General features: G+C 62.6%; 13 protein-coding genes. 6 read left to right on the top strand and 7 right to left on the bottom strand.

Annotation, left to right across the window (positions count from 1 at the left end; translation table 11 throughout):
- Positions 1-78 precede the first annotated feature (78 nt).
- The 3 genes from JMJ97_RS02570 to JMJ97_RS02560 all read right to left on the bottom strand — a co-directional run bounded on the left by JMJ97_RS02570 (position 79) and on the right by JMJ97_RS02560 (position 3,359).
- Positions 79-780, bottom strand: coding sequence for a hypothetical protein (locus tag JMJ97_RS02570; RefSeq protein WP_260699067.1), 702 nt, complete (start codon positions 778-780; stop codon positions 79-81).
- Entirely contained in the window at positions 781-2,511 is a 1,731-nt protein-coding gene (gene folP / locus JMJ97_RS02565; protein WP_260699066.1) for a dihydropteroate synthase, read from the bottom strand.
- A 95-nt stretch (positions 2,512-2,606) separates the two neighbouring features.
- Positions 2,607-3,359 carry an NAD-dependent protein deacylase gene (locus JMJ97_RS02560; protein WP_260699065.1) on the bottom strand — a complete coding sequence of 251 codons (753 nt, stop codon included), beginning with the start codon at positions 3,357-3,359 and terminating at the stop codon, positions 2,607-2,609.
- 136 nt (positions 3,360-3,495) lie between these two features.
- On the opposite strand from JMJ97_RS02560, the gene JMJ97_RS02555 reads away from it, so the two are divergent.
- Entirely contained in the window at positions 3,496-4,314 is an 819-nt protein-coding gene (locus JMJ97_RS02555; protein ID WP_195503062.1) for an exodeoxyribonuclease III, read from the top strand.
- Between the two features lie 148 nt (positions 4,315-4,462).
- Here the strand turns inward: JMJ97_RS02555 and JMJ97_RS02550 are convergent, their stop codons facing one another.
- The 3 genes from JMJ97_RS02550 to JMJ97_RS02540 are packed head-to-tail and all read right to left on the bottom strand — an operon-like array spanning position 4,463 to position 7,711.
- The gene (locus tag JMJ97_RS02550; RefSeq protein WP_260699064.1) at positions 4,463-5,176 is read right to left on the bottom strand and encodes an ECF transporter S component; all 714 of its coding nucleotides are present in this window, start codon (positions 5,174-5,176) and stop codon (positions 4,463-4,465) included.
- 4 nt (positions 5,177-5,180) lie between these two features.
- A complete protein-coding gene (locus tag JMJ97_RS02545; protein ID WP_260699063.1) occupies positions 5,181-6,824 on the bottom strand; it encodes an ABC transporter ATP-binding protein in 1,644 nt (547 codons plus the stop codon).
- A complete protein-coding gene (locus JMJ97_RS02540; RefSeq protein WP_260699062.1) occupies positions 6,824-7,711 on the bottom strand; it encodes an energy-coupling factor transporter transmembrane component T in 888 nt (295 codons plus the stop codon). Before JMJ97_RS02540 ends, JMJ97_RS02545 begins: the two co-directional genes overlap by 1 nt.
- 199 nt (positions 7,712-7,910) lie before the next feature.
- Here JMJ97_RS02540 and glmU point away from each other — a divergent pair, with 199 nt between their 5' ends.
- The 5 genes from glmU to gltA all read left to right on the top strand — a co-directional run bounded on the left by glmU (position 7,911) and on the right by gltA (position 13,987).
- On the top strand, positions 7,911-9,323 hold the full coding sequence (gene glmU / locus JMJ97_RS02535; protein ID WP_260699061.1) for a bifunctional UDP-N-acetylglucosamine diphosphorylase/glucosamine-1-phosphate N-acetyltransferase GlmU: 1,413 nt from the start codon (positions 7,911-7,913) through the stop codon (positions 9,321-9,323).
- Between the two features lie 191 nt (positions 9,324-9,514).
- On the top strand, positions 9,515-10,501 hold the full coding sequence (locus JMJ97_RS02530; protein ID WP_022094252.1) for a ribose-phosphate diphosphokinase: 987 nt from the start codon (positions 9,515-9,517) through the stop codon (positions 10,499-10,501).
- A 242-nt stretch (positions 10,502-10,743) separates the two neighbouring features.
- On the top strand, positions 10,744-11,373 hold the full coding sequence (gene pth, locus JMJ97_RS02525; RefSeq protein ID WP_260699060.1) for an aminoacyl-tRNA hydrolase: 630 nt from the start codon (positions 10,744-10,746) through the stop codon (positions 11,371-11,373).
- 374 nt (positions 11,374-11,747) lie between these two features.
- Entirely contained in the window at positions 11,748-12,587 is an 840-nt protein-coding gene (locus JMJ97_RS02520) for a sulfide/dihydroorotate dehydrogenase-like FAD/NAD-binding protein (protein ID WP_006235793.1), read from the top strand.
- Positions 12,578-13,987, top strand: coding sequence for an NADPH-dependent glutamate synthase (gene gltA, locus JMJ97_RS02515; RefSeq protein WP_260699059.1), 1,410 nt, complete (start codon positions 12,578-12,580; stop codon positions 13,985-13,987). The genes JMJ97_RS02520 and gltA overlap by 10 nt, the downstream gene beginning before the upstream one ends.
- 395 nt (positions 13,988-14,382) lie before the next feature.
- Here gltA and JMJ97_RS02510 read toward each other — a convergent pair whose 3' ends face one another.
- A complete protein-coding gene (locus JMJ97_RS02510) occupies positions 14,383-21,003 on the bottom strand; it encodes a leucine-rich repeat protein (protein WP_260699058.1) in 6,621 nt (2,206 codons plus the stop codon).
- Positions 21,004-21,148 lie beyond the last annotated feature (145 nt).

Genomic DNA, 21,148 nt, shown 5'->3' with positions numbered 1-21,148 from the left:
AGACAGGCGAAACCCTCCCCGGCACAGGCCGAAGAGGGCTTCGTTGTCATCGTTGTCTTTGAGCGCTGGCGCCCCGCGCTACAGCCCGCGAATTCGTACGGCCTCGGGCGGAAACTCCTGCTCGCCGGCATCGGTCTTGATAGTCGCACGACCCCAGATGTCCAGGCCCGCAAACACACCGACCGCAAGCGGCAAACCGTTGGGCGACACCGCCGCAACTTGGCGGCCCAGCAGCGGCACCATGTCGAAGTACTCGCCCAGCACGGGGGCCAGCGGGCCTGCGGCGCCCTGCGACGTGTTGGCAACAACCGCCCAGGCGTCCACGCGGGCCAGCACGGCGGCGGCCAGCGCCTCGACCAGTGCTTCGTCAGCCACATCCACACCGAGCTCGCTCAACGCCGAACGCTCAATATCCACCGTCACGACACCGAACATGCCCGCAGCACCGGCACCGCCGTTCACGGCAACACGCGCGAGCGGCGCCTCAAACGCAGGCGCACCGCACACGATATCGCTCGGCCACTGGATACCCACCTTACCGGCAAGGCCCAACCCCGGCGTCGAAGCCGTGCCCACAAGCGCATCCATCATGCCCATCGCCGCCACAAACGGCAGGCCGTGGAAGGCATGCATGTTCACGTCCGGACGCACAACCAGCGAAAACGCCAGCGAAGCATCGCCCGCGCTCCACGCGCACCAGCCCGCGGACACGCCCTCGCGGCCTGCGTCACGCGCCGCGTCGAGCTCGGTGCCGGCGGCAACAGCATTCATCTCGATCATCTACATACGCCCCAATTCACCCACGATATGGCCCACGCGATCCTCGGGTTCCTTGACCTCGACGCCGTTGTAGCGGAAGAACCGCGCCGGGTCGTGCATCAGGTCCTCGAGCGGCACCAGCACAAAATCGCGTTCGCCGATCAGCGGATGCGGCAGGCGCAGCTTTTTGCCGCCGTGGGTCTCGCCGTCCATCCACAGCAGGTCCAGGTCGATGGTGCGCGGACCGTTGGCCTTGGCCTTTTTGGAGCGGTCGCGCCCCAGCTCGGCCTCAATCTTCATGAGCTCGTCAAGCAGCACCAACGGCGCCAGCTCGGTCTTGATCTCGATGACGGCGTTGGCAAACGCGTCCTGGCGCGTCTCGTAGGCCGGCTCGCTCTCGTAGATCTTGGAGGAGTTGGACACGCAGGTGAGTGGAATCTCGGCGATCATGTCGCGCGCGGCGCGGATGTTGTCGCAACGATGCCCCAGGTTGGAGCCCACGGCCACAAACGCACGGCGCGGCTGCGGCTTGGCGACGGCCCAGTAACCGTTCAGGAACTGCGCAAAACCCGCGGCGTCGTGCACGCGCACGATGTTGGCACCGGCCTGGATGGCGCCCAGGCACACGCCAAACGTGGCGGCATCGCGCGCGGCGGCCTCGGTCACGCCCGAGACAGCGCCCACAAAACGCTTGCGCGACACGGCGCACATGAGCGGATAGCCCAGTGACGCCATCTTGGCAGTCTCGCGCTGGATGACGATGTCCTCGTTAGCCGACTTACCAAAGCCCGGGCCAGGATCGATGCAGATGCGGTCGCGCGACACGCCGGCATGGATGAGTGTGCGGGCCTGGTCGGACAGAAAGCCCATGACGCGGCGCATGATGGGCGCCGAATCGGGCAGGGTAAAGCGGCGGAGCTGAGAGGTGGGCACGTAGGCCTCCTCGCGGCGGGCGCTGCGGCGCATCATGGCGGCCAGGCGGTCATTGGACTCCGATGCGGCCTCGGTGGCCTCGGGCGCGGGCGCAACGGTTTCGGCGGCAGCAACCTGCTCGGCGGCCGGCGTCTCCTGCTCGCTTGCAGGCTCGGACGTGGGCTCCGGTTCGCCAAACGGCAACGAGGGCTGCACCACACCGCCCGGAAGCTTGGCCTCCGGCTTAGGCTCGCCCAGCAACTTGCCGCGACGGCGGCGAGCCGGCTTCTCGGCCTCACGCGCGGCCTCGGCAGCCGCCTCGCGCGCCTTCTCGGCAACAAACGCCGCTGCCGAGGTATCGAGCTGCACCGTTGCGTGCGTGCGGGTGGGCGCGGCGACCTCGCCGGCATGCATCACGATGACGCCGCAGGTGCTCGTCTTAACAAACTCGACCATCTTGGGATCGGTGAAGCCGGTCACGTCGTTGACGATCGAGGCGCCGCAGCGCACGGCCGCCTTGGCAACCGCCACATGACGCGTGTCGATCGAGACGATGGCGCCCTCCTTGGCCAGCGCGCGCACCACGGGCAGCACGCGGCGAGCCTCCTCGTCGGGGTTGACCGGGGTAAAACCAGGGCGCGTGGACTCGCCGCCCACGTCGATGATGTCGGCGCCGGCGTCGAGCATCGCCAGGCCGTACTCGATGGCGGCGTCCGGGTCGAAGTGCTCCCCGCCATCGCTAAACGAATCGGGCGTCACGTTGAGGACGCCCATGATGCGCGGACGGTCAAAGCTGAGCTCGTACTTTCCGCACCGCCATGTCTTGCTGTCGTTCGCCATGAACATCCTCCTAAAATGCCCACGCCGCCGAGCTTGGGGAGCTGACGGCGGGGTCGCTTTGCACTCAGTCTTTCTATTGTATCCGCGCGCGCGGGCTAGAACGCAAACGCGGCCGCGATGTCGCAAGAAATCAGCAGGTCGGCATTTGCATCCTGATCGGTGGGAGCAAGGTTGCATATGGCCAGCGTATCGCCGGTAAAGTAACGCGTAAGGCCTGCCGCCGGATACACCACGAGCGAGGTCCCGCCCACAATGAGGGCATCGGCCGCGGCGATGGCGGCAACGGCACCGGTCAGCACATGCTCATCGAGCGGCTCCTCGTAGAGCACTACATCGGGCTTGATGCGGCCGCCGCACGCGGGGCACGCGGGCACGCCCGCGGCATCCTCGTGCTCGCGCGAGCAAATCCACTCGGCGCTATAGACCGCGCCGCACGACTGGCAAATGTTGCGATGGACCGATCCGTGCAGCTCAAACACTCGCTGTGAGCCGGCCATCTGATGCAGGCCGTCGATATTTTGCGTCACCACGGCATCAATCTTACCGGCACGCTCCAGCTCGGCCAGCTTGGTGTGGCAGCGGTTGGGTTTAGCGTTAAGCGCGATCATCTTGGTGCGGTAAAAGTTGAAGAACTCCGCAGGATGCGCCTCGTAAAAGCTATGCGACAGCATGGACTCGGGCGGATAGGCAAACTGCTGGTGATACAGGCCGTCCACGCTGCGGAAATCGGGGATGCCACTTGCCGTGGAAACACCAGCGCCGCCAAAGAAGACCACACGCTTGTGGGTGTCAAACAGATCCGCCAGCGCGGCGGAGGCCTGTTTGGAGTCCGTTATCGCCTGCGTCATATGAGTCCTCCGTCCTTGTTGGTCGGGCAGCGTCGGGCGATGTCCCAGCATGCGGCCTTTGGGTCAGCACGCGCGGTGCCCACCACCGCCCCTGTTGCGCTAATCTTAAGCCTGCCAACCCCGTCGAAAGGACACCATGCCTCAGACTTACACTTTCGCCTCGTGGAACGTCAACGGCCTGCGCGCCGTGCTCAAAAAGGACCCGAGCTTTATCCAGATCGCGCAAGAACTCGACGTCGATATCCTGGCGTTGCAAGAGACCAAGTTGCAAGAAGGCCAGGTTGATATTGACCTGCCCGGCTATCGCCAAACCTGGAGCTACGCCGAGCGTAAAGGCTATTCGGGCACTGCGGTCTTTAGCCGCCAGGAACCGCTGCGCGTGCTGCACGCCGACGCGCTGTTACCCTACGCCGGCGAGGGCGAGGCGGCCGAGCTCGTCGCCCAAGCCGCAACCGAGGGCCGCGTCTGCGCGTTGGAGTTCGACAAGTTCTGGTTTGTGGATGTCTACACTCCCAACGCGCAAAACGAACTCGCCCGCATCGACGTGCGCATGGCCTGGGATGATGCCTATCGCGGCTTTTTGAGCGCGCTTGAGCGCGAGAGTGGCAAACCCGTCGTGACCTGCGGCGACTTTAACGTGGCGCACGAGGAGATCGACCTTAAGAACCCCAAGTCCAACCGCGGCAACGCCGGCTTTTCGGACGAAGAACGCGGCAAGTTTACCGAGCTGCTCAACGCCGGCTTTACCGATACCTGGCGCACGGCTAATCCAGACGTCGAGGGCGTCTACAGCTGGTGGAGCTATCGCTTTAATGCCCGCAAGAACAACGCCGGCTGGCGCATCGATTACTTCTTGGTAAGTGATTCAATCGCCAATACCGTGCGCGACACCGGTATCCGCGGCGATATCTTCGGCAGCGACCACTGCCCCGTCACCCTCACGCTAGAGCTCTAGCGCCAAGCAATTCCTGGGGGACAGAGGAAAACAGATCATGTGACCCCTCTCCCCCTATAAGTTGCGGTGGAATAGTTCCTGTTTGGGCAGCAAATAGCCAAAAACGAGAACTATTCCACCGCAAGTTCGTGAGGGAATGCGAAATGCCTTACAGCCCGTATTTCACGACGACACGGTTAATGCGGCGACACCAAGGCTTGTACAAGGCGGCCAAAAACACGCAGGTCGCAAGGCCGTGCGTAATATCGAACGGCACTGCCGTGGCAAGACGCGCCGCGGCACCCGCCCAAGTAAGCGGCTGTACAAAACCAATGATGTCATACGCGTTGATCACGACGCCATAGAGCAGGCCCGACGCAAAGCCGTACGCCAGCAGCGCTGGCATGCGCACGGTGCCGTCGGCGCGGTCGAACGCACCCGCATACGCCAGCACACCGCCAACGTATCCCACGAGCCCCCAGGCATACATCTGCCACGGCGTCCACATGCCCTGCCCAAAAAAGAAATTGCTGGTCAGCGCTGCCAGCGCGCCAACCATAAAACCATTGCGGCGACCAAGCGTCGCCCCCGCGATAATGGCGATGGCGCTCACCGGTTTAAAGTCGGGAATGGGCCCAAACAGGATGCGCCCCGCCGCCGCCAGCGCCGCCAGCACCAGCGTGGGCATAATCTGGCGCAAACCCGGACGCGATGCCTCATAGCCCGCAAAGAACAGCGCAAGCACCAACGCCACCACAACCAGCATGGCCAACGCTGCCTGCTCAACACCCGCCAGCAACGCGGCAGCCATCACCGCCGGCACCGCCAACAACAGCGGGATCTCCAGTTTTGCAAGCAAACGCGAGAAACGACAGTCCGTCATCCCATCACGCCCTATAGAACACGTTGTCGGCAAAGAAGTCGGCCGGGGACTCCATGCAGGCAATCTCGCCGTCAAACATCATGGCGACGTCGTCGGCTACCTGCTCGGCAAAGTCCAAATCGTGCGTAGCCATGATGACGGTGCCGCCAGCCTTCGCATGGTCACGCAGGGCGCGGGCGATGGTGCGGCGGCTGAACAGGTCTAGACCCTTGGTGGGCTCATCGAGCAATAGCAGTTCGGGGCCGATTAGCAGCAGTTTTGCCAATGCAAGCAGTTGACGCTGCCCGCCCGAAAGATCGTACGGATGGCGTCCATCCAGACCCGACAACCCCAAGCTCGCCGCACGCTCCCGCGCCAAGTTCTCGTCATATCCGCAGGTCGAGGCCCATTCCATCAGCTCATCGCGAACCGTCTCGGCAACCAACAATGCTTTGGGATTCTGAGGCAGCAGCGCCGCCGAGGCCGCTCCGCGCACCATGCGGCCGCGCTGCAGCTTGGCGGTCTTCGCCAGCACCGAGAGTATCGTCGACTTACCGCATCCGTTGCCGCCCACGATCGCATGCACCGCACCGGCCGAAAACGCCACGTCGAGCCCGCGCAGCACCCAACCGCCCGCGCGATCGTAGCGAAACCAGCCCTCCGACAGGGTGGTAGCCGACCCACCGTGCATTTTTTGGAGTATTCTGCTTCCATCCGTGCGCGGGAAGGCTTCCGAGCCGTTCTTGAGCGACGTTTGTGCCACAAATTCGGACGATTTGTCCAATTCCGAACTTTTTTTCGCGCTCGATACGTCCCCGAGCGGCTCCAGAGAGCCCAAATTGTCCTCACGCCTGCTGAATACTCCTTTATTTGCACATCGGATGGCACCCCACCCCAACATGTCATCGGAAAACAGCGATTCTCGGCGTCCCAAAGAAGCCATATCCGCCACCTCGCGCACGCGACCGTCCTCAATCCGGTACGCACACGTCGCGTATTCGAGCATTGGGCGCGGCTGATGCGTCGCCACAACAACCGTGCAGCCCAGCTCGCGATTCACACGAAACAGCGCGTGCAGGAAATTCTTCTCCGCAACCGGATCAAGCTGAGACGTGGGCTCGTCGAGCAGCAGCACGCGCGGGCGCAGCGCCAGCACAGCCGCCAGCGACAGCAGCTGTTTGCGGCCACCCGAAAGCGTATCGGTATCACGATGAAGCCAGTCCTCCAGACCAAAGAAATAGCTGGTCTCGGCAACACGGCGGCGCATCTCGTCGCGCGACACACCCAGATTCTCTAGGCCAAACGCCATCTCGTGCCACACGGTCTCGCACACAATCTGGTTCTCGGGATCCTGAAACACATAACCCACGCGCTCTGCCGATGCCCGCACGTCCATGTCGGCAACGTTCTCGCCCAGCACGCGCGCATCACCAGTGCGCTCGCCCGCTGGAGCGATCTCGGGCTTGAGCAGCGACAGCAGCGTCGACTTGCCCGAACCGGTACCGCCAACAAGCAGTGCAAACGCACCTTGGGAAACACGCCAATCAAGCCCCTCGAGCACCGGTGCCTTGACCCCGGGATAGGCAAAACTAAGGCCTCGCACCTCAATCGCCGGCGCGGCCGAGCCATATGCCACACCCGCCGCCGAGCTCCTATCAAACCGAGCCATCAGCCAAACCTCTTCTCATCAATCGCGCGCAACGCGCAAGGCAGCACCATCCAGGCAGCGTACACGACATAGCCCGGCCACGGTGCCGGCACCGAGAGCTGCGGATAAAACGAATACTGCGTCGTCGCGGTCCACGCCACCGCCACCGCGGCAGCACCAAACAGCGCGAGCCCGACCAGCGCGGCAACGTCACTGCGCCCCAGTCGATACCGCGCATACGTCGTACGACGCGTCGCGGCACCCCACCCGCGCGAGCGCATCGCGTCCGCGCGCTCCAGCGAATCTTCCATGCCCCAGCCCATCAACACACTCGATGCCCGCAAGCGCGAGCGCACGGGGTCGGCCGGCGCACGCCCCGGTACATCAATCGCGTCCTGCACCGCCAGCACCGTGCGGCCGCGGCGCAAAAACTGTGGGATAAGCCGCATGCACATCGAGATCATAAGCGCGATCACCGGCGCGGCGTTGCCTAACAGTGCGAGCACCTTGTCGTATTCGAGCATCGACGCCGCGGCCTCAAACCACAGCACGCTCGCCACAAACAGCCCGCCCATGCACAGGCCGTATACCATGCTTTCCAGATACACCGCGCGCATGCCAATACGGAACAGCTCCGTCGAGCCCGAGGCGCTAAACAGCGGATTGACCAGCGCGATAATCAAAATCACCGGCAGCTGCCAGCGGAGTGCGCCCAGCGTGCGGGCAGCCCCGCGCGTCGCAAATCCATACGCCAGCCCGCCCGCAAGTGACAGCGCAATCAGCACCGGCTGCATCGAGAACATGGTGAGCCCCAGCGTCAGCACCATGTAGAGGGCCGGCACAGCCGGATGCGACATCGAGAATGCCGCGACGGGCTCGCCGCCAAACTCCTCTTGTATGTTGTCCACGGGCACCCCCGTCCCCTCGCTCAAACGACAGCTCCGCAGCACCGCCAACGCCGCACGCAAGCAGCGCAAACGCCACGCCGGCGGCACCGACATCGGCCGCCATGAGCCAATCGCTACGCGCTCAACATATGCCTGCGGTATCATATTGCGCCGTGTATCGTTTCCAAACACACGTCTCTATAACGTAACAGGAGATCACATGGACGCAACCGCAATTATCCTCGCTGCCGGCGAGGGCACCCGCATGAAGTCGAACCACTGCAAGGTTTCGCACAAGATCCTGGGCAAGCCCATGGTCCAGTGGATCGTCGACGCTACCATCAAGGCCGGCTGCAGCCGCGTCGTTGTCGTCATCGGCAGCCACGCCGACGAGATGCGCGCCCTCATCGACGGCGCCTATGCCAACAGCGCTACCAAGGTCGAGTGCGTCGAGCAGACCGAGCGCCTGGGCACCGGCCACGCCGTGAAGGTCGCGCTCGAGGCCTGCAGCATCGCGCAAGGCCCCGTCGTGGTGCTCAACGGCGACCTGCCGCTCATCACCGCCGACACCGTCGCCAAGTTCGCGCAAACCGTCGCCACCGGCGAGCTCGCCTGCACCGTCATGACCATGACCCCGCCCGACCCCTTCGGCTACGGCCGCATCAAGCTGGGCGCCGACGGTCAGATCGAGCGTATCATCGAGCAGAAGGACTGCACGCCCGAGCAGGCCGCCACGCTGCTGGAGTGCAACGCCGGCTGCTACGCCTTTGACGGCGCGCAGCTCGCCGCCCACATTAACGAGATCGGCAACGACAACGCGCAGTCCGAGTACTACCTGCCCGACATGCTCGAAATCCTCAAGGGTCACGGCCAGGCGGTCTCCATCTTCCACTGCGATGACTACCGCGACGGCCTGGGCGTCAACAGCCGCATTCAGCTCGCGCAGCTCACCGCCATCGCGCGCGACCGCATCAACGAGCACTGGATGGCCGAGGGCGTCACGTTCATCGATCCCACGCAGGCCTGGATCGGCCCCGACGCCGTTATCGGCCGTGACACCGTCGTGTGGCCGCAGACGCACCTGATCGGCCACGTCACCGTGGGCGAGGAGTGCCAGCTTGGCCCCAACAGCCGCCTCACCGACACCACCGTCGGCAGCGGCTGCGTCATCGATGAGACTATCGCCATCGAGGCCGTCATCGAGAACGGCGTCGACTGCGGCCCACGCGCCTACCTGCGCCCGGGCACCCACATGCTCGACGGATCCAAGGCCGGCACGCACGTGGAGATCAAGAAGTCCACGATCGGCGAGGGCTCTAAGGTGCCGCACCTGTCCTACATCGGCGACACCACCATGGGCTCCGGTGTCAACGTGGGCGCGGGCTCCATCACCTGCAACTACGATGGCGTGCACAAGCACAAGACCGTCATCGGCAAGGACGCCTTCATCGGTTCCGACACCATGATGGTCGCGCCCGCCCAGATCGGCGACGGCGCGCTCGTGGCCGCCGGATCCGTCATCACCGAGCCGGTCCCGGCCGACGCACTTGGCCTGGGCCGCGCCCGTCAGGTAAACATTGAGGGCTGGGCCGCCGATTATCGCCGCCGTCTGCACGAGGACGACGAGGTATAACGTTTTACCAAGCATCTAAGGAGCTGTTCCCATGGGGGCGGCTCCTTTTTCTATCGTGACCTGCGCAACCGGATGAGTGGTCGGTTCGTGTCCGTTGACGGTAAAGACGTTATCAAGACTCGATAAACCCCGCCGCGCGGTTACAATGCAACAAGGCATCTATATGGCATTCGATATAAAGGAGAAGGGTAATGCCGATTAATGATCCCGAGAAGTCGGAGAATATGCGCAAGTCCATCCGCGTGTATTCCGGTTCCTCCAACCGTCCCCTCGCTCAGAAGATCGCTGAGTACCTTGGGGTCGAGCTTTCGGGCCTTACGCTAAAGCAGTTCGCCAATGGTGAGATTTACGCCCGCTACGACGAGACCGTCCGCGGCGCCGACGTCTTCCTGATTCAGTCCGTGGCCGGCGGCAACGTCAACGACATGCTCATGGAGCTGCTCATCGCCACCGACGCTGCCAAGCGCGCATCCGCCCGCTCCATCACCGCCGTCATCACCCACTACGGCTATGCCCGCCAGGACCGCAAGGCCGGCCCGCGCGAGCCCATCACCGCCCGCCTCGTCGCCAACCTGCTCGAGCGCGCTGGCGTCAACCGCATCATCACCCTCGACCTGCACCAGGGCCAGATTCAGGGCTTCTTCGATATCCCGGTTAACCACCTGTCCGCGCTGCCGCTGTTTGGCCAGTACTACAACGACATGCACTTCGACACCGACAACCTGGTTGTCGTCTCCCCCGATGTGGGCCGCGCCAAGGCCGCCAAGAAGCTGTCCGATATGCTCGGCTGCGACCTGGCCATCGCCCACAAGGGCCGTCCGCGCCACAACGCCGCCGAGGTCATGGGCATCATCGGTGACATCAAGGGCAAGACCTGCATCATCAACGACGACATGATCGACACCGCAGGCACCCTGTGCGCCAACGTCAAGGAGCTCAAGGCTATGGGCGCTGGCGACATCTACGTCTGCGCCACCCACGGCATCTTCTCCGGTCCGGCCATCGAGCGTCTGAACGACGCCCCGATCGTCGAGTGCCTCGTCACCGACGCCATTCCCGTCGAGGTCGGCGGCAAGATCAAGACCATCTCGGTCGCCGAGGAGTTCGCTCAGGCCATCTCCGCCGTTTACCACGAGGAGCCCGTCTCCACGCTCGTCGGCGGCGACTTCGCGCTGTAATCGCTCGACCCTCGCATCCCTCCGGAAGCCCCGGACGCGCCTGCGGGGTTATCACGCGAACGTCCTCGCCGCTTTGCGGCTGCGGGATGTTCGCTTTGATAACCCCTCCCGGCGTGTCCGGGGCTTCCTGCTGTCTCGGGGCAGCTGTTTTCTGAAATGACTTTGCTGCAACCTTTCCTCGCCTTCGGCGGGCGTGGTAGCCTTTGTCGTTGATTGAACTATTTACGTAACGGAGGACAAACATGGCAGCTGCACAGCCGCTTAAGATTCGCATGGTTGCCGGGCTTGGCAACCCTGGCGAGGAATATGCCGAGACCCGCCACAACGCTGGCTTCAAAGCGATCGACGAGCTGGCCCGTCAGGCCGGCGTCACGTACTGGAAAAACCAGGCCGGCGCCGAGGTCGCGCTCATCAACATCAACGATGCTGAGGAAGAGGGTGGCAAGCGCCAGATTGTGCTGGTCAAGCCGCAGTCGTACATGAATACCTCGGGCGGCCCCATCTCCAAGCTCTGTCGCGAGTACAAGATCAAGGCCGAGGAGCTGCTCGTAATCCACGACGAGCTCGATATTCCCGCCGGCGACGTGCGTGTTAAGGTGGGCGGCGGCCATGCCGGTCACAACGGCCTGCGTTCCATCATCGACAAGATGGGCAGCCGCGACTTCAGCCGCATCCGCACCGGCATCGGCAACCCTCCCGGCAAGATGGCCGTCGCCGACTACGTTCTTAAGCAGCTGCGCGCCCGCGAGGCCGAGGATTTCCAGGACACCTGCGCCCGCGCGGCCGACGCCGCCGGTCTGGCGATCGTGCACGGCGTGGTCTATGCCCGCGACCATGTCAACGGCGCCGCCTCCGCCAACGGCAAGCACTAAAACCTATCATTTAGGAACAGGTTTATTTTGGCAGGTTTTACCTGCGGAAACGCCCCAGTTGCGGCATCGCAATCAACCGCGCGCCGGCATACATGCATAGCACCCCAAAGGGGGCCGGCCTCATCACAACCCGAGGCCGGCCCCATTTGCCGTTTTACCTGATAAAACCGACCAAAATAAACCTCTCCCCCTTTGGTAGGCCAAAGTGGACAAACCCTGCTCCCAACCGCCGAAGATACACGTAAGTGACATGTCCATGAGGGTATAATTTGCACCGTATGTCTGCACAACGCCTGTGCGCGTACGGTTTTATTCGGGCTACCGTCCATTTCCGTGGAGGCACGGTTCGGCGGCCCTAACAAGAGAGGGGTTCTATGTATAAGATCCTGGAGAAGACGCAGTTCTCGGAGAAGGTGTTCAAGTTCCGCATCGAGGCGCCTGCAATCGCCAAGCATGCGCACGCTGGACAGTTCCTCATGGTTCGCGCCAACGAGACGGGCGAGCGCGTCCCGTTTACCCTGGCCGGCTGGAACGGTGACGAGGGCTGGGTCGAGTTCATCTTCATGGTGATCGGCAAGACCACCGAAATGCTTTCCACCTACGAGGCCGGCGAGTCGCTGCGCGACGTCGTGGGCCCGCTGGGCGTTCCCACCGAGATGGCCGAGGGCCCCTGCGCCGTCATTGGCGGCGGCGTCGGCCTGGCAATTGCCTTCCCGGTCGCCAAGCACCTGGTCGAGACCGGCCACGAGGTGCACGCCATCATGGGCGCCCGCACCAAGGACCTCCTGCTCATGGAGGACCAGTTCCGCGAGCTCCTCGACGAGGACCACATCCACATCACCACTGACGACGGCTCCTACGGCGAGCAGGGCGTTGTCACCGCTCCGCTGGAGCGCCTGCTGCAGGACAAGGCCGTGAGCCAGGTCTTCTGCGTCGGCCCCGTTCCGATGATGAAGTTCTCGACCCTCACCGCCCAGAAGTACGACACCCCCATCACCGCATCGCTCAACCCCATCATGGTTGACGGCACCGGTATGTGCGGCTGCTGCCGCGTCGAGGTGGGCGGCGTGACCAAGTTCGCTTGCGTCGACGGCCCCGACTTCGATGCCACCCTGGTCGACTGGGATGACCTTCGTGCCCGCCAGGCCGCTTACCGTTCCGAAGAGGGCGAGTCCCTCAAGGCCTATGAGGAAAAGAGCTGCGCATGCCACTAGTTAACGGTCGTTTCGTTGCCGATATGAAGTCGCCCCGCACCCCCGATAACGAGGAGCCGGCTGCCGAGCGCGCCTGCGACTTCCGCCCCGTCGACAAGGGCTTCACCGAGGAGATGGCGCTGGCCGAGGCCGAGCGCTGCCTCAACTGCAAGAAGCCGTTCTGTGTTGAGGGCTGCCCCGTCAACATCAACATCCCCCGCTTTATCGAGCAGATCCGCGAGAAGGACTTCGGCGGCGCTCTCGATACCATCCGCGAGGACTCCATGCTTCCCGCCATCTGCGGCCGCGTCTGCCCGCAGGAGAATCAGTGCGAGGGCAAGTGCATCCGTGGTAAGAAGTCCGAGCCCGTGGCCATCGGCCAGCTCGAGCGCTTCCTGGGTGACCGCCCCGAGCTCGCCTCCACGCCCAAGATGGCCCCCAAGAACGGCAAGAAGGTCGCCGTCGTCGGCTCCGGCCCGTCCGGCATCACCTGCGCCGGCGAGCTCGCCCGTAACGGCTTTGACGTTACCGTCTTTGAGGCCTTCTTCACCGGCGGCGGCGTGCTGGTCTACGGCATCCCCGAGTTCCGTCTGCCCAAGGCGGTCGTCAAGCGCGAGATTGACGGCCTGGAGGACATGGGCGTCAAGTTTGAGTACAACTCCGTCGTGGGCAACATGGCCACGGCCGAGGAGCTGTTCGAGCAGGGCTTCGACGCCATCTACGTGGCGACCGGCGCTGGCCTGCCCAAGTTCCTCAACGTCCCCGGCGAGAACCTGCCCAACGTCTTCTTCGCGAACGAGTACCTCACCCGCGTGAACCTGATGAAGGCCAACAAGTTCCCCGAGTACGACACCCCCACCAAGCACGGCAAGAACGTCGTCGTCTTTGGTGGCGGCAACGTGGCTATGGACGCCGTCCGTACCGCCAAGCGCCTGGGCGCCGAGCACGCCATCATCGCCTATCGTCGTACCGAGGACGAGATGCCCTGCCGTCGCGCCGAGCTGCACCATGCCAAGGCCGAGGGCGTCGAGGTTCTGCCGCTCGTCTCCCCGCTCGAGTTTGTCGCTGGCGAGGACGGCTCCGTGTGCGCCGTCAAGGTCCAGAAGATGGAGCTCGGCGAGCCTGACGAGTCCGGCCGTCGTCGCCCGATGCCCATCGAGGGCGCCATCGAGGAGATCCCCTGCGACGTCGCGATCTCGGCTATCGGCACCAACGCCAACCCCTTCGCAAAGAAGATCGGCGGCAAGATGGAGCTCAACAAGTGGGGCTACATCGTCGCCGACGAGGAGACCGGCCAGACCACCGATCCCCGCATCTGGGCCGGCGGCGACATCGTCACCGGTGCCGCTACGGTCATTCTGGCGATGGGCGCCGGCAAGAAGGCCGCTGCCTCCATCACCAAGAGCCTGCTGGGCGAGTAATCGCCTGCAGCGCTAGCCATCAAACGGCAAAGTCCCCGTCGAGCACACGCCCGGCGGGGACTTTTTTCTATGTCGGCCGCCCCACCACCACGATGGGGACAGGCACCTTTGTGGTGGTTTGGGGACTTGCCCGGTCGTTTTGTCTCAATCTGTAACACCTGGAGCCCGTCGAGCCTTGTAGTTGTTACAGATCGAGATATTGCGCCAGCCGCCCCCGCTTTATCTCAATCTGTAACAGTTAGAGCCCAAATTCCTCGCTACGTGTTACAGATCGAGACGTTAGGTTAGCGGCCGAGCAGTTCATCTCAATCTGTAACACCTGGAGCCATTTTGGGCAGCTTGGTGTTACAGATTGAGATTTTGCATAAGCCGAGGATGGACGCCGCTACCCACCCCTAACGCTTGCGGCGCTTGGTCGCAGCAATGCCTGCCGCGGCAACGGTTGCACCGGCGATGCCCAGAGCAGCGACCGTCATCGCGGCGGAGTCACCCGTGCCGGCAAGCTCCGTGCCACCGGACTTCTTGCCGTTCTTGCCCTTATCCTTGGACTTGTTCGTCGTCACCGTGGTCGTCGTCGAAGCCGAGCCGCCCGCAGGTACCCCGGTGCTGCCAGAGCCATCCGCACCGCCGCCCTGCTCGCCGTCGCCAGGCGTCGGGTCCGGCTCGGGCGTCGGCTCAGGCGCCGCCTCATCGGTCACCGTAATCGTAATGTTCAGACGCTCGGAATACTCGCTGTACGACATGCCAGGGCGCTGTGCCGCAATGCGCACATACATGTTGCTATCGAGCGCAATAGGCTCGGTGTACTTTACGCGGCCTTCGTCACGGCAGGGGCAGGTGTCGTTGGTGGTGTACCAAATCGTCGTGCCATCCTCGGCCGAAAGCTCTAGCTTCGCGCCCTTGGGCACCGTAATGTAGTTCTCCTTGGGCGACCATGCACCAAACGTCGTCGCACCAATCGTCGCCACCGGTCGCGCCGGTCGCACGGCCTCGGCAGACACGCGAACGTCGACCTGCTTGGACAGTGCCGTGCCGTCCACCGCCGCCGTCAACGTCGTCAAACCGGGCAGAGCACCATGCAGCACAAACGTCGCCGCGCCGTCCTCGCCCGTCACGGCCTGGGTGGCATCGACAGAGCAGATAGCCGAGGACTCCAGCCCAACACTAACCTTTGCGCCCGCAAACGGCTTGCCCGCCTTATCGGTCACGTGCGCCACCAGCTCAAAGTCACTGCCATCAAGCATGGTCACGGCCTGCTCCACGTTGAGCTTGAGCTTGTCGGCACGAACGCCCACGACAAGCTCGCCACTTGCCCAGCGCGCCATGGCCGTGCCGGCGTAGTTGCGAGCACCGTCGAGCTCAAACGCCACCGTCGAGCCCGCCTCACGCGCATCGGCATAGCGGATACGCAGCACGCGCGACAGCGGCTTGCCATTGGGATCGTCCTGCTTGTCGAGCCACGTATACGTCACGTCGCCCAAGCCCTGCGCGCACAATGCGACCAGGGCATCGTCGCTCGCATCCATATACTGCGCAAACTCAACCTCGATGCAATCGGTATAGGCATGGGCCGAAGCCACCTCGGGTGCCGCCGTCGACGCCAAGCCAATGTTCACCTCAGTCTGAATCGGCGGCACGCGCAGCCAAGCCGAACGCGCCTCCTCATACCCGTCCTTGGTCACGCGCACCTGATACCAGCCGGTCGGCGTATTCCAGTTGTATGCACCGTCCGCACCCGTTGCAAGCGGATTGTCCTGCTCATACTCCTCGGCATCCCAACGCACTGCATTGGTACCGGCCGCATCGTCGGCGCTCCACAGCTCAACCGTCGCGCCTTCAACCGTATTGGACAGCAGGCCCTCGTACACCACGCCCGCAGGGTCGGGTGCAGCCTTGGCAGCCACATCGCGATAACGCGCCTCGAAGATCGACTGCATCTTCTCGTCCGAGATCAAGCCGTCTTTGTTGGCCTTGTAGACCTCGGAATCGGTCAGCTCGCCCCAGTTGACCGTAATACGATTCTGGCATGCGCGCTCCACCTGCTCGCAGGCAACATCGTAGGCGCATTCGGCATTGGTCAGCTTAATCGCGCGCTCCGAACCTACGCTGGTCGAAGCCGCGTCATAGGCAGCGCCCACCACGGTACCCGCCGAACCGGCCGTCAGCACGCCGGCGATTGTCATAATGGAGCCCACTGCCACATCGGTGCTGTCGTGGCAGAGCTGGCGATACAGCAGATCCTCAAACGCACGCGCCTTCTCCATGGCGTCACGCAGCGCGTAAATGCACTTCCAATCGTCCTCGGTCTTCTCGGGCTTGGCAAGCAAGCGCGTATGCTGAAGCTCATAGCCCTCGCGCTCGCCCTTCACCTTCTGCATACGAACGTTCACGTTCTCCCAGTTCTTGCTGGCATCGTTCACGCCGTAAATGCCGGTAAAGATGCCGATGCCCTGGGTCGCCGCGGGAAACGCCTGGCCGGCCGCCTTCCACGCATCGGTCTTAAAGACCTGTCCGAACATCTCGCACTCGATCTTATAGCCCTTGAGTGAGCGAATCGTGCGGATGAGCTTCATATGGGCGCTCACGTCGCCGTTGAGCTTCCAGGCCATGAGCCATCCGCGCACCTTGGAGTTGTTGAGGCTATGGACCACATTCCAGTTGTCGTACAGGTTGTCCAGAATGTCGCACTGCATGGCGATCGAGTTAAACAGAAGCGCCTGGTTCTTGTTGTTATTGGAGTTCTCGATAAACTCCGACTCTATATAGGCCGTCTGCTCGCCATCGGGCGCGGCGACCTTAAAGCCCTTGACGGTATCGTCGTCAGCCGCCTTGTAGCTCAGCGAGCTGCCGAGCGCCTGGCCCAAATCGTTAAACCCGTTCGTCGACTGGCCGTTGTACTCGCTGGCCTTAATGCCCGCACACTTGTTGAGCGCCGCAGCGGTTGCGTCATTCCAGCTTCCGTATTGGTTGAGCTGGCCGATACCCATCGACTGGCCCACCAGATCCTCGGCCCGCTGGGCAATAAACTCCGCTCGCGATGCATGGTCGACGAGCTCCTTGATGGCGGCCGCATCCGCAGCGTTCGCGCCCTGGGCCGCCGCGAGTTCCTGATACCAATCCTCGCTGGTGCCGTAAGCATCCTCAAAGATCATCTTGTCCACATTGACGCCATAGCTGTCGCCCTGCTGGGTCAGCAGCGCCGCCGACCCGCCGACCGCGGCCTTGAGCTCAGCCGCAAACTGCGCGGCCTCGTCGTTGCCAGCATCATCGCCCTCGCCGTCGCTGGCGGCAGGGGCGCGACGAGCCTTACGGGCAGCTCCACCTTGGGCTTCGTCCTCCTTACTGGCTTCGTCCTCTTTACCGTCCTTGTCCTCCTCGGCAAACGCATCGGCGACTATCTGGTCAATCGCGTCGTTAAAGGCCTCGTCGACATCATTAAACGAGTTATCCATCATATACTCGTGCCACTGCTGCACGGCATTCGAGAACTCCTGCTGGCGCTCCTCGGCCGCGGCGGAATGCTTTTTGGCCGAAGCTTTGGCGTCAAAACTCAGCATGGTCATAAGCTGGGCATTGGAGATGCGGTAGGTCTGCGGCATAAAGATTTGCTCGAAGTTGCCGCAGTTCACATAGGTCGAGTCATTCGCCTTGTTAAACTCGTCGAGTAACTTAAGGTAACCCTCGTCCACATACTCCGCCACATAGCGCACACGGGTGCCCTCGCGCGACTTTTGAGTCAGAGGAATCGTCACCGTCTTGCCATCCACGCAGTCCACGTACAGGTCGAGCGTGTCGGCGGCCTCTTCGTTTCCCACCTCGAGCGTGATGTCAAAGGTCCAGTAGGCATTCTTCTTTTGTGGCAGATGATGGAAGGTCCACAGGCTCTTGCCGGTGTCCTTGCCGTCCTTGACCAAGTTTTGCGTACCGCCACGATACGTCACATCAAAGTTCCAGACCGAAGCGCTCGGAACATAGCGCACATAGTTGCGAGCCGTCACCTCTGCGGCAGCGGCGGCAACATCGGTCGAGCCCACGCGCGCCTCGAGCGTCACACGCTCGGCGGCAAGCGTATCCTGCGGCAGGTCGTATTCAATCTTGGCACGGCCGAGTTTATTGGTCTTGCCGGTGTACTTTGCAGCCGACGAGCCCGTCCCCACGGTGAGCTGCACGCTCTTGCCCGGCGCCGCATAAACGTAGGCCACATTGCCCAGCAGGCTGTGAACGTCGGTGTTGTCGACCTCGATGCGCGATCCGCTAACCTCGAGTGTGGTGCTTCCCAGCGGCAATGTCACCTCGCCCAGCGTAATGAGCGGCGAGATGGCATAGGTGCCCGCGGCCTTAGTCTTAAAGCGCACAAACACATCGGCGCCCGCACTCTTCTTCATATCGAGAACGAGGTTGTCGCCCTCCCAAGTTGTGCCAGCCCACATGGCATCGGAGCTGGCGCCGGCTTCGCGAGCGCCTGCGGACACATCCTCGACGGCATCCTTGGCCAGCGGAATCTCAATCTTGGCAGCCTGGCTGTCCTTGAGCTCGTAATGAATGCGCAGCTCGGTCTCCACGCCAACGACCGCGGACGAATCAGCGATAACCGAGCCCGCCGTCAGCCCGCGCTCGACACGATACGTCTCCACGTCAAACGTGGGGACGTCGAGCGTCACGTCGAGCTGTTTGCCGTCCTCAATCTTCACCTGCTTTTGCGCGATATGCTTACCCACGGTCAGCCCTAGGCGACTAAACGTGGAATAGCTCGTCGCTTGGATGTCGTAGCTCGTCTTGTTAAAGGCGACGATGGTGTACGAACCGGCCTTAAGGCGCGGCGTCTCGGCCTTCATGATAGGCGTGGTGCCATCGTCTTCGTAACCCATCAGATAGGTGACGCCGTCGGCGACCAGCTTGCCGTCGGACGTACGGAACACCAGCACGCGGTTAGCGCCCTGGTAGTCGCCCTTGGTCGCGACCGTCGCCGTGCCCCAGGGCTTCAAGTCGATATCGACCTTGCCGGCCGAGGGCTTCACCGTCGCCGTCGCCCCACCCAGCTTGAGGCTGTCTTTAGGCTCGAGCGTTATCTCCAGATCCTGGTCCGCGTCGGCAATGGCCTGCGACACCACGAGTGCTGTGCCCTGGATACGGAAGTCGTTTTCTTTGTCACCCTTGGCAGGCTTAAGCGTCTTGCCGCCGCTCTTCACCGTCAGATCGGTGTTATCGAGACTATCGAGCTCAATGCGTTCGGTCTTATCCTGGCCTGCGACCGGTTCGAGATAGGCCACATTGAGTTCAATCGCGCGCGAAGTCGGAATCTTGGTAAAGTCCTCCGCCTTAATCTCTCCGATATTCCATGTGCCCGTCATCTGGTCGCCCGGGCGCACCAGCACCATGTCATAGTAACCGCTGAGCGAAATGCGCAGGGTGGCTGCTGTCTTGGAGAGAGCGTCCGCTGTAAAGCTGCCGTCATCGCCAACCGCCAGCGGCGTGGACTGCCCCGCCTGCACGAGTGTAGCCGTCGCGCTCTGGGGAAGTTTGCCCGTCACCTGGGCCGCCTCGCCCATCCACTCAAACGTGTAGGCAGGCTTCGAGGAATCGACGGAGTCCTTGCGATCGGCCACGGCATCGGCAAGCTTTTTGACCATCGAGGGGTTGCCAGCCGAATCGGTCGCATAGGCATAGATGGTCTGGCCTTCACTAAAGGGAATCGCATACGTTACGCCATCGATTGTCACGCGCTCATTATAGTCGCCCGGATAGCCCGCCTCACCAAACTGAAAATCGGGGTTCATCACGCGCAGGACAACGGCATTATGGTTCGTCTCGTTTCCGTATCTCGTGTTCTCAAAAGCTCCCCACTCTATCATTTCCACGCTTTTGGGTAGCACAATCTCTTTGCCGGCAATCGCAGGATCAAGAGAGGCGAACGCGTGCGCTCCGATATATTTGACACCGTCGCCGATCGTCACCGACGACACATGCGAGCACCCGTCAAAGGCATAGCGCTCAATCCGCTCCACCGTGCCCGGCACGTTGATCTGCGTAAAGGTGAGTACCGTTGTGTCCGAGACATAGAACTGCGGTACGCCGCAATTGGCGAAGGCACGATAGTCGATAGTCTTAACCGAAGGCGGCAGCGTTGCCACCACATTGTCGTCAAGTTGTTCGCAGCCCTCAAAGGCCTGCTCGGGAATCGTGGTAAAGGCCGCGTTGTTGGGCCAGGTCACCGTGTGAAGTGTCTTGCTTCCGGTAAACGCATTCCAGCCCAGCTCCTCAACCGAATCGGGCAGTGCGATTTCCTTGATGCTGCTGCCGCCCAGGCCGCCAACGGTGCGGACGTGCGAATCGGGGGCAAACGTAATTGATGTGAGCGCAACCTTTCCCATGCCCTTAAGACTCACGACCATTTTGCCGTCGATTGTCGAGGGCACCTCCAACGTGGTAATGCCCGCGTCGCCATACTCGATAGAAATTTCGTTGGTGAGGCTATCGATCGAGAAGTAGTACTGCGCGGGGGTCTGCTCGCCGGCCACGTAGCCATCGTCGTATTCGCCTTTAACGCCCGTGGCGCCCTTCGAGGTCATCCAGAGCCCAAGATTCTCATTCCAGGTTGCTTCGGCACCGGAAGCCTCCTCTTGCTTCTGCTGCTCGGCGAGTTCCTTGCCCTCGACAAGATCGGTGGCGAGCGTACCCGCAGGCGTGCTCTCGGTCTGCCCAGCGCCCGTCAGGCCTGCTGCCGATGCAATCTCGGAGGCCGGGGGCGTAGGGGTGTCACCGGCATCGAGCGCTGTGGGGTCGGCAGCGCCGGCATCGGGCGCGGGGTCGGTGGAAGCAGAGTCTGACGTTTGGGCGTCAGCCGAATCGGCGGGAGCGGCGTCGGCTGCTTGGCCGTTATCCGTCTGCACAAAAGTGCCGTCGGTGTTGAGGACCTCAGCAAACGCGCCCACAGGCAACGAGCCCGTCACCATAGTGATGGTCACCGCGGCAACGGTCAGGCGGCGGCAAAGCGCTCGAACAGTAGTCCACCTCATGGTCGTTCCTTTCCTGCAAACCTAAAGTCATCCAGCGTAATCGTCGTTCAAAAACAAAGCGAACGGTAGGTTCATATATACGAACCTACCGTTCTACCTGCGCAAACCACCACAAAGGGGACAGGCACCTTTGTGGTGGTTTTGG

This window comes from Collinsella aerofaciens (assembly GCF_025289055.1).
Taxonomy (GTDB): Bacteria; Actinomycetota; Coriobacteriia; order Coriobacteriales; family Coriobacteriaceae; genus Collinsella.
The sequence above is the reverse complement of the archived record's forward strand: the minus strand, read 5'-3'. Positions and strand labels throughout refer to the sequence as shown.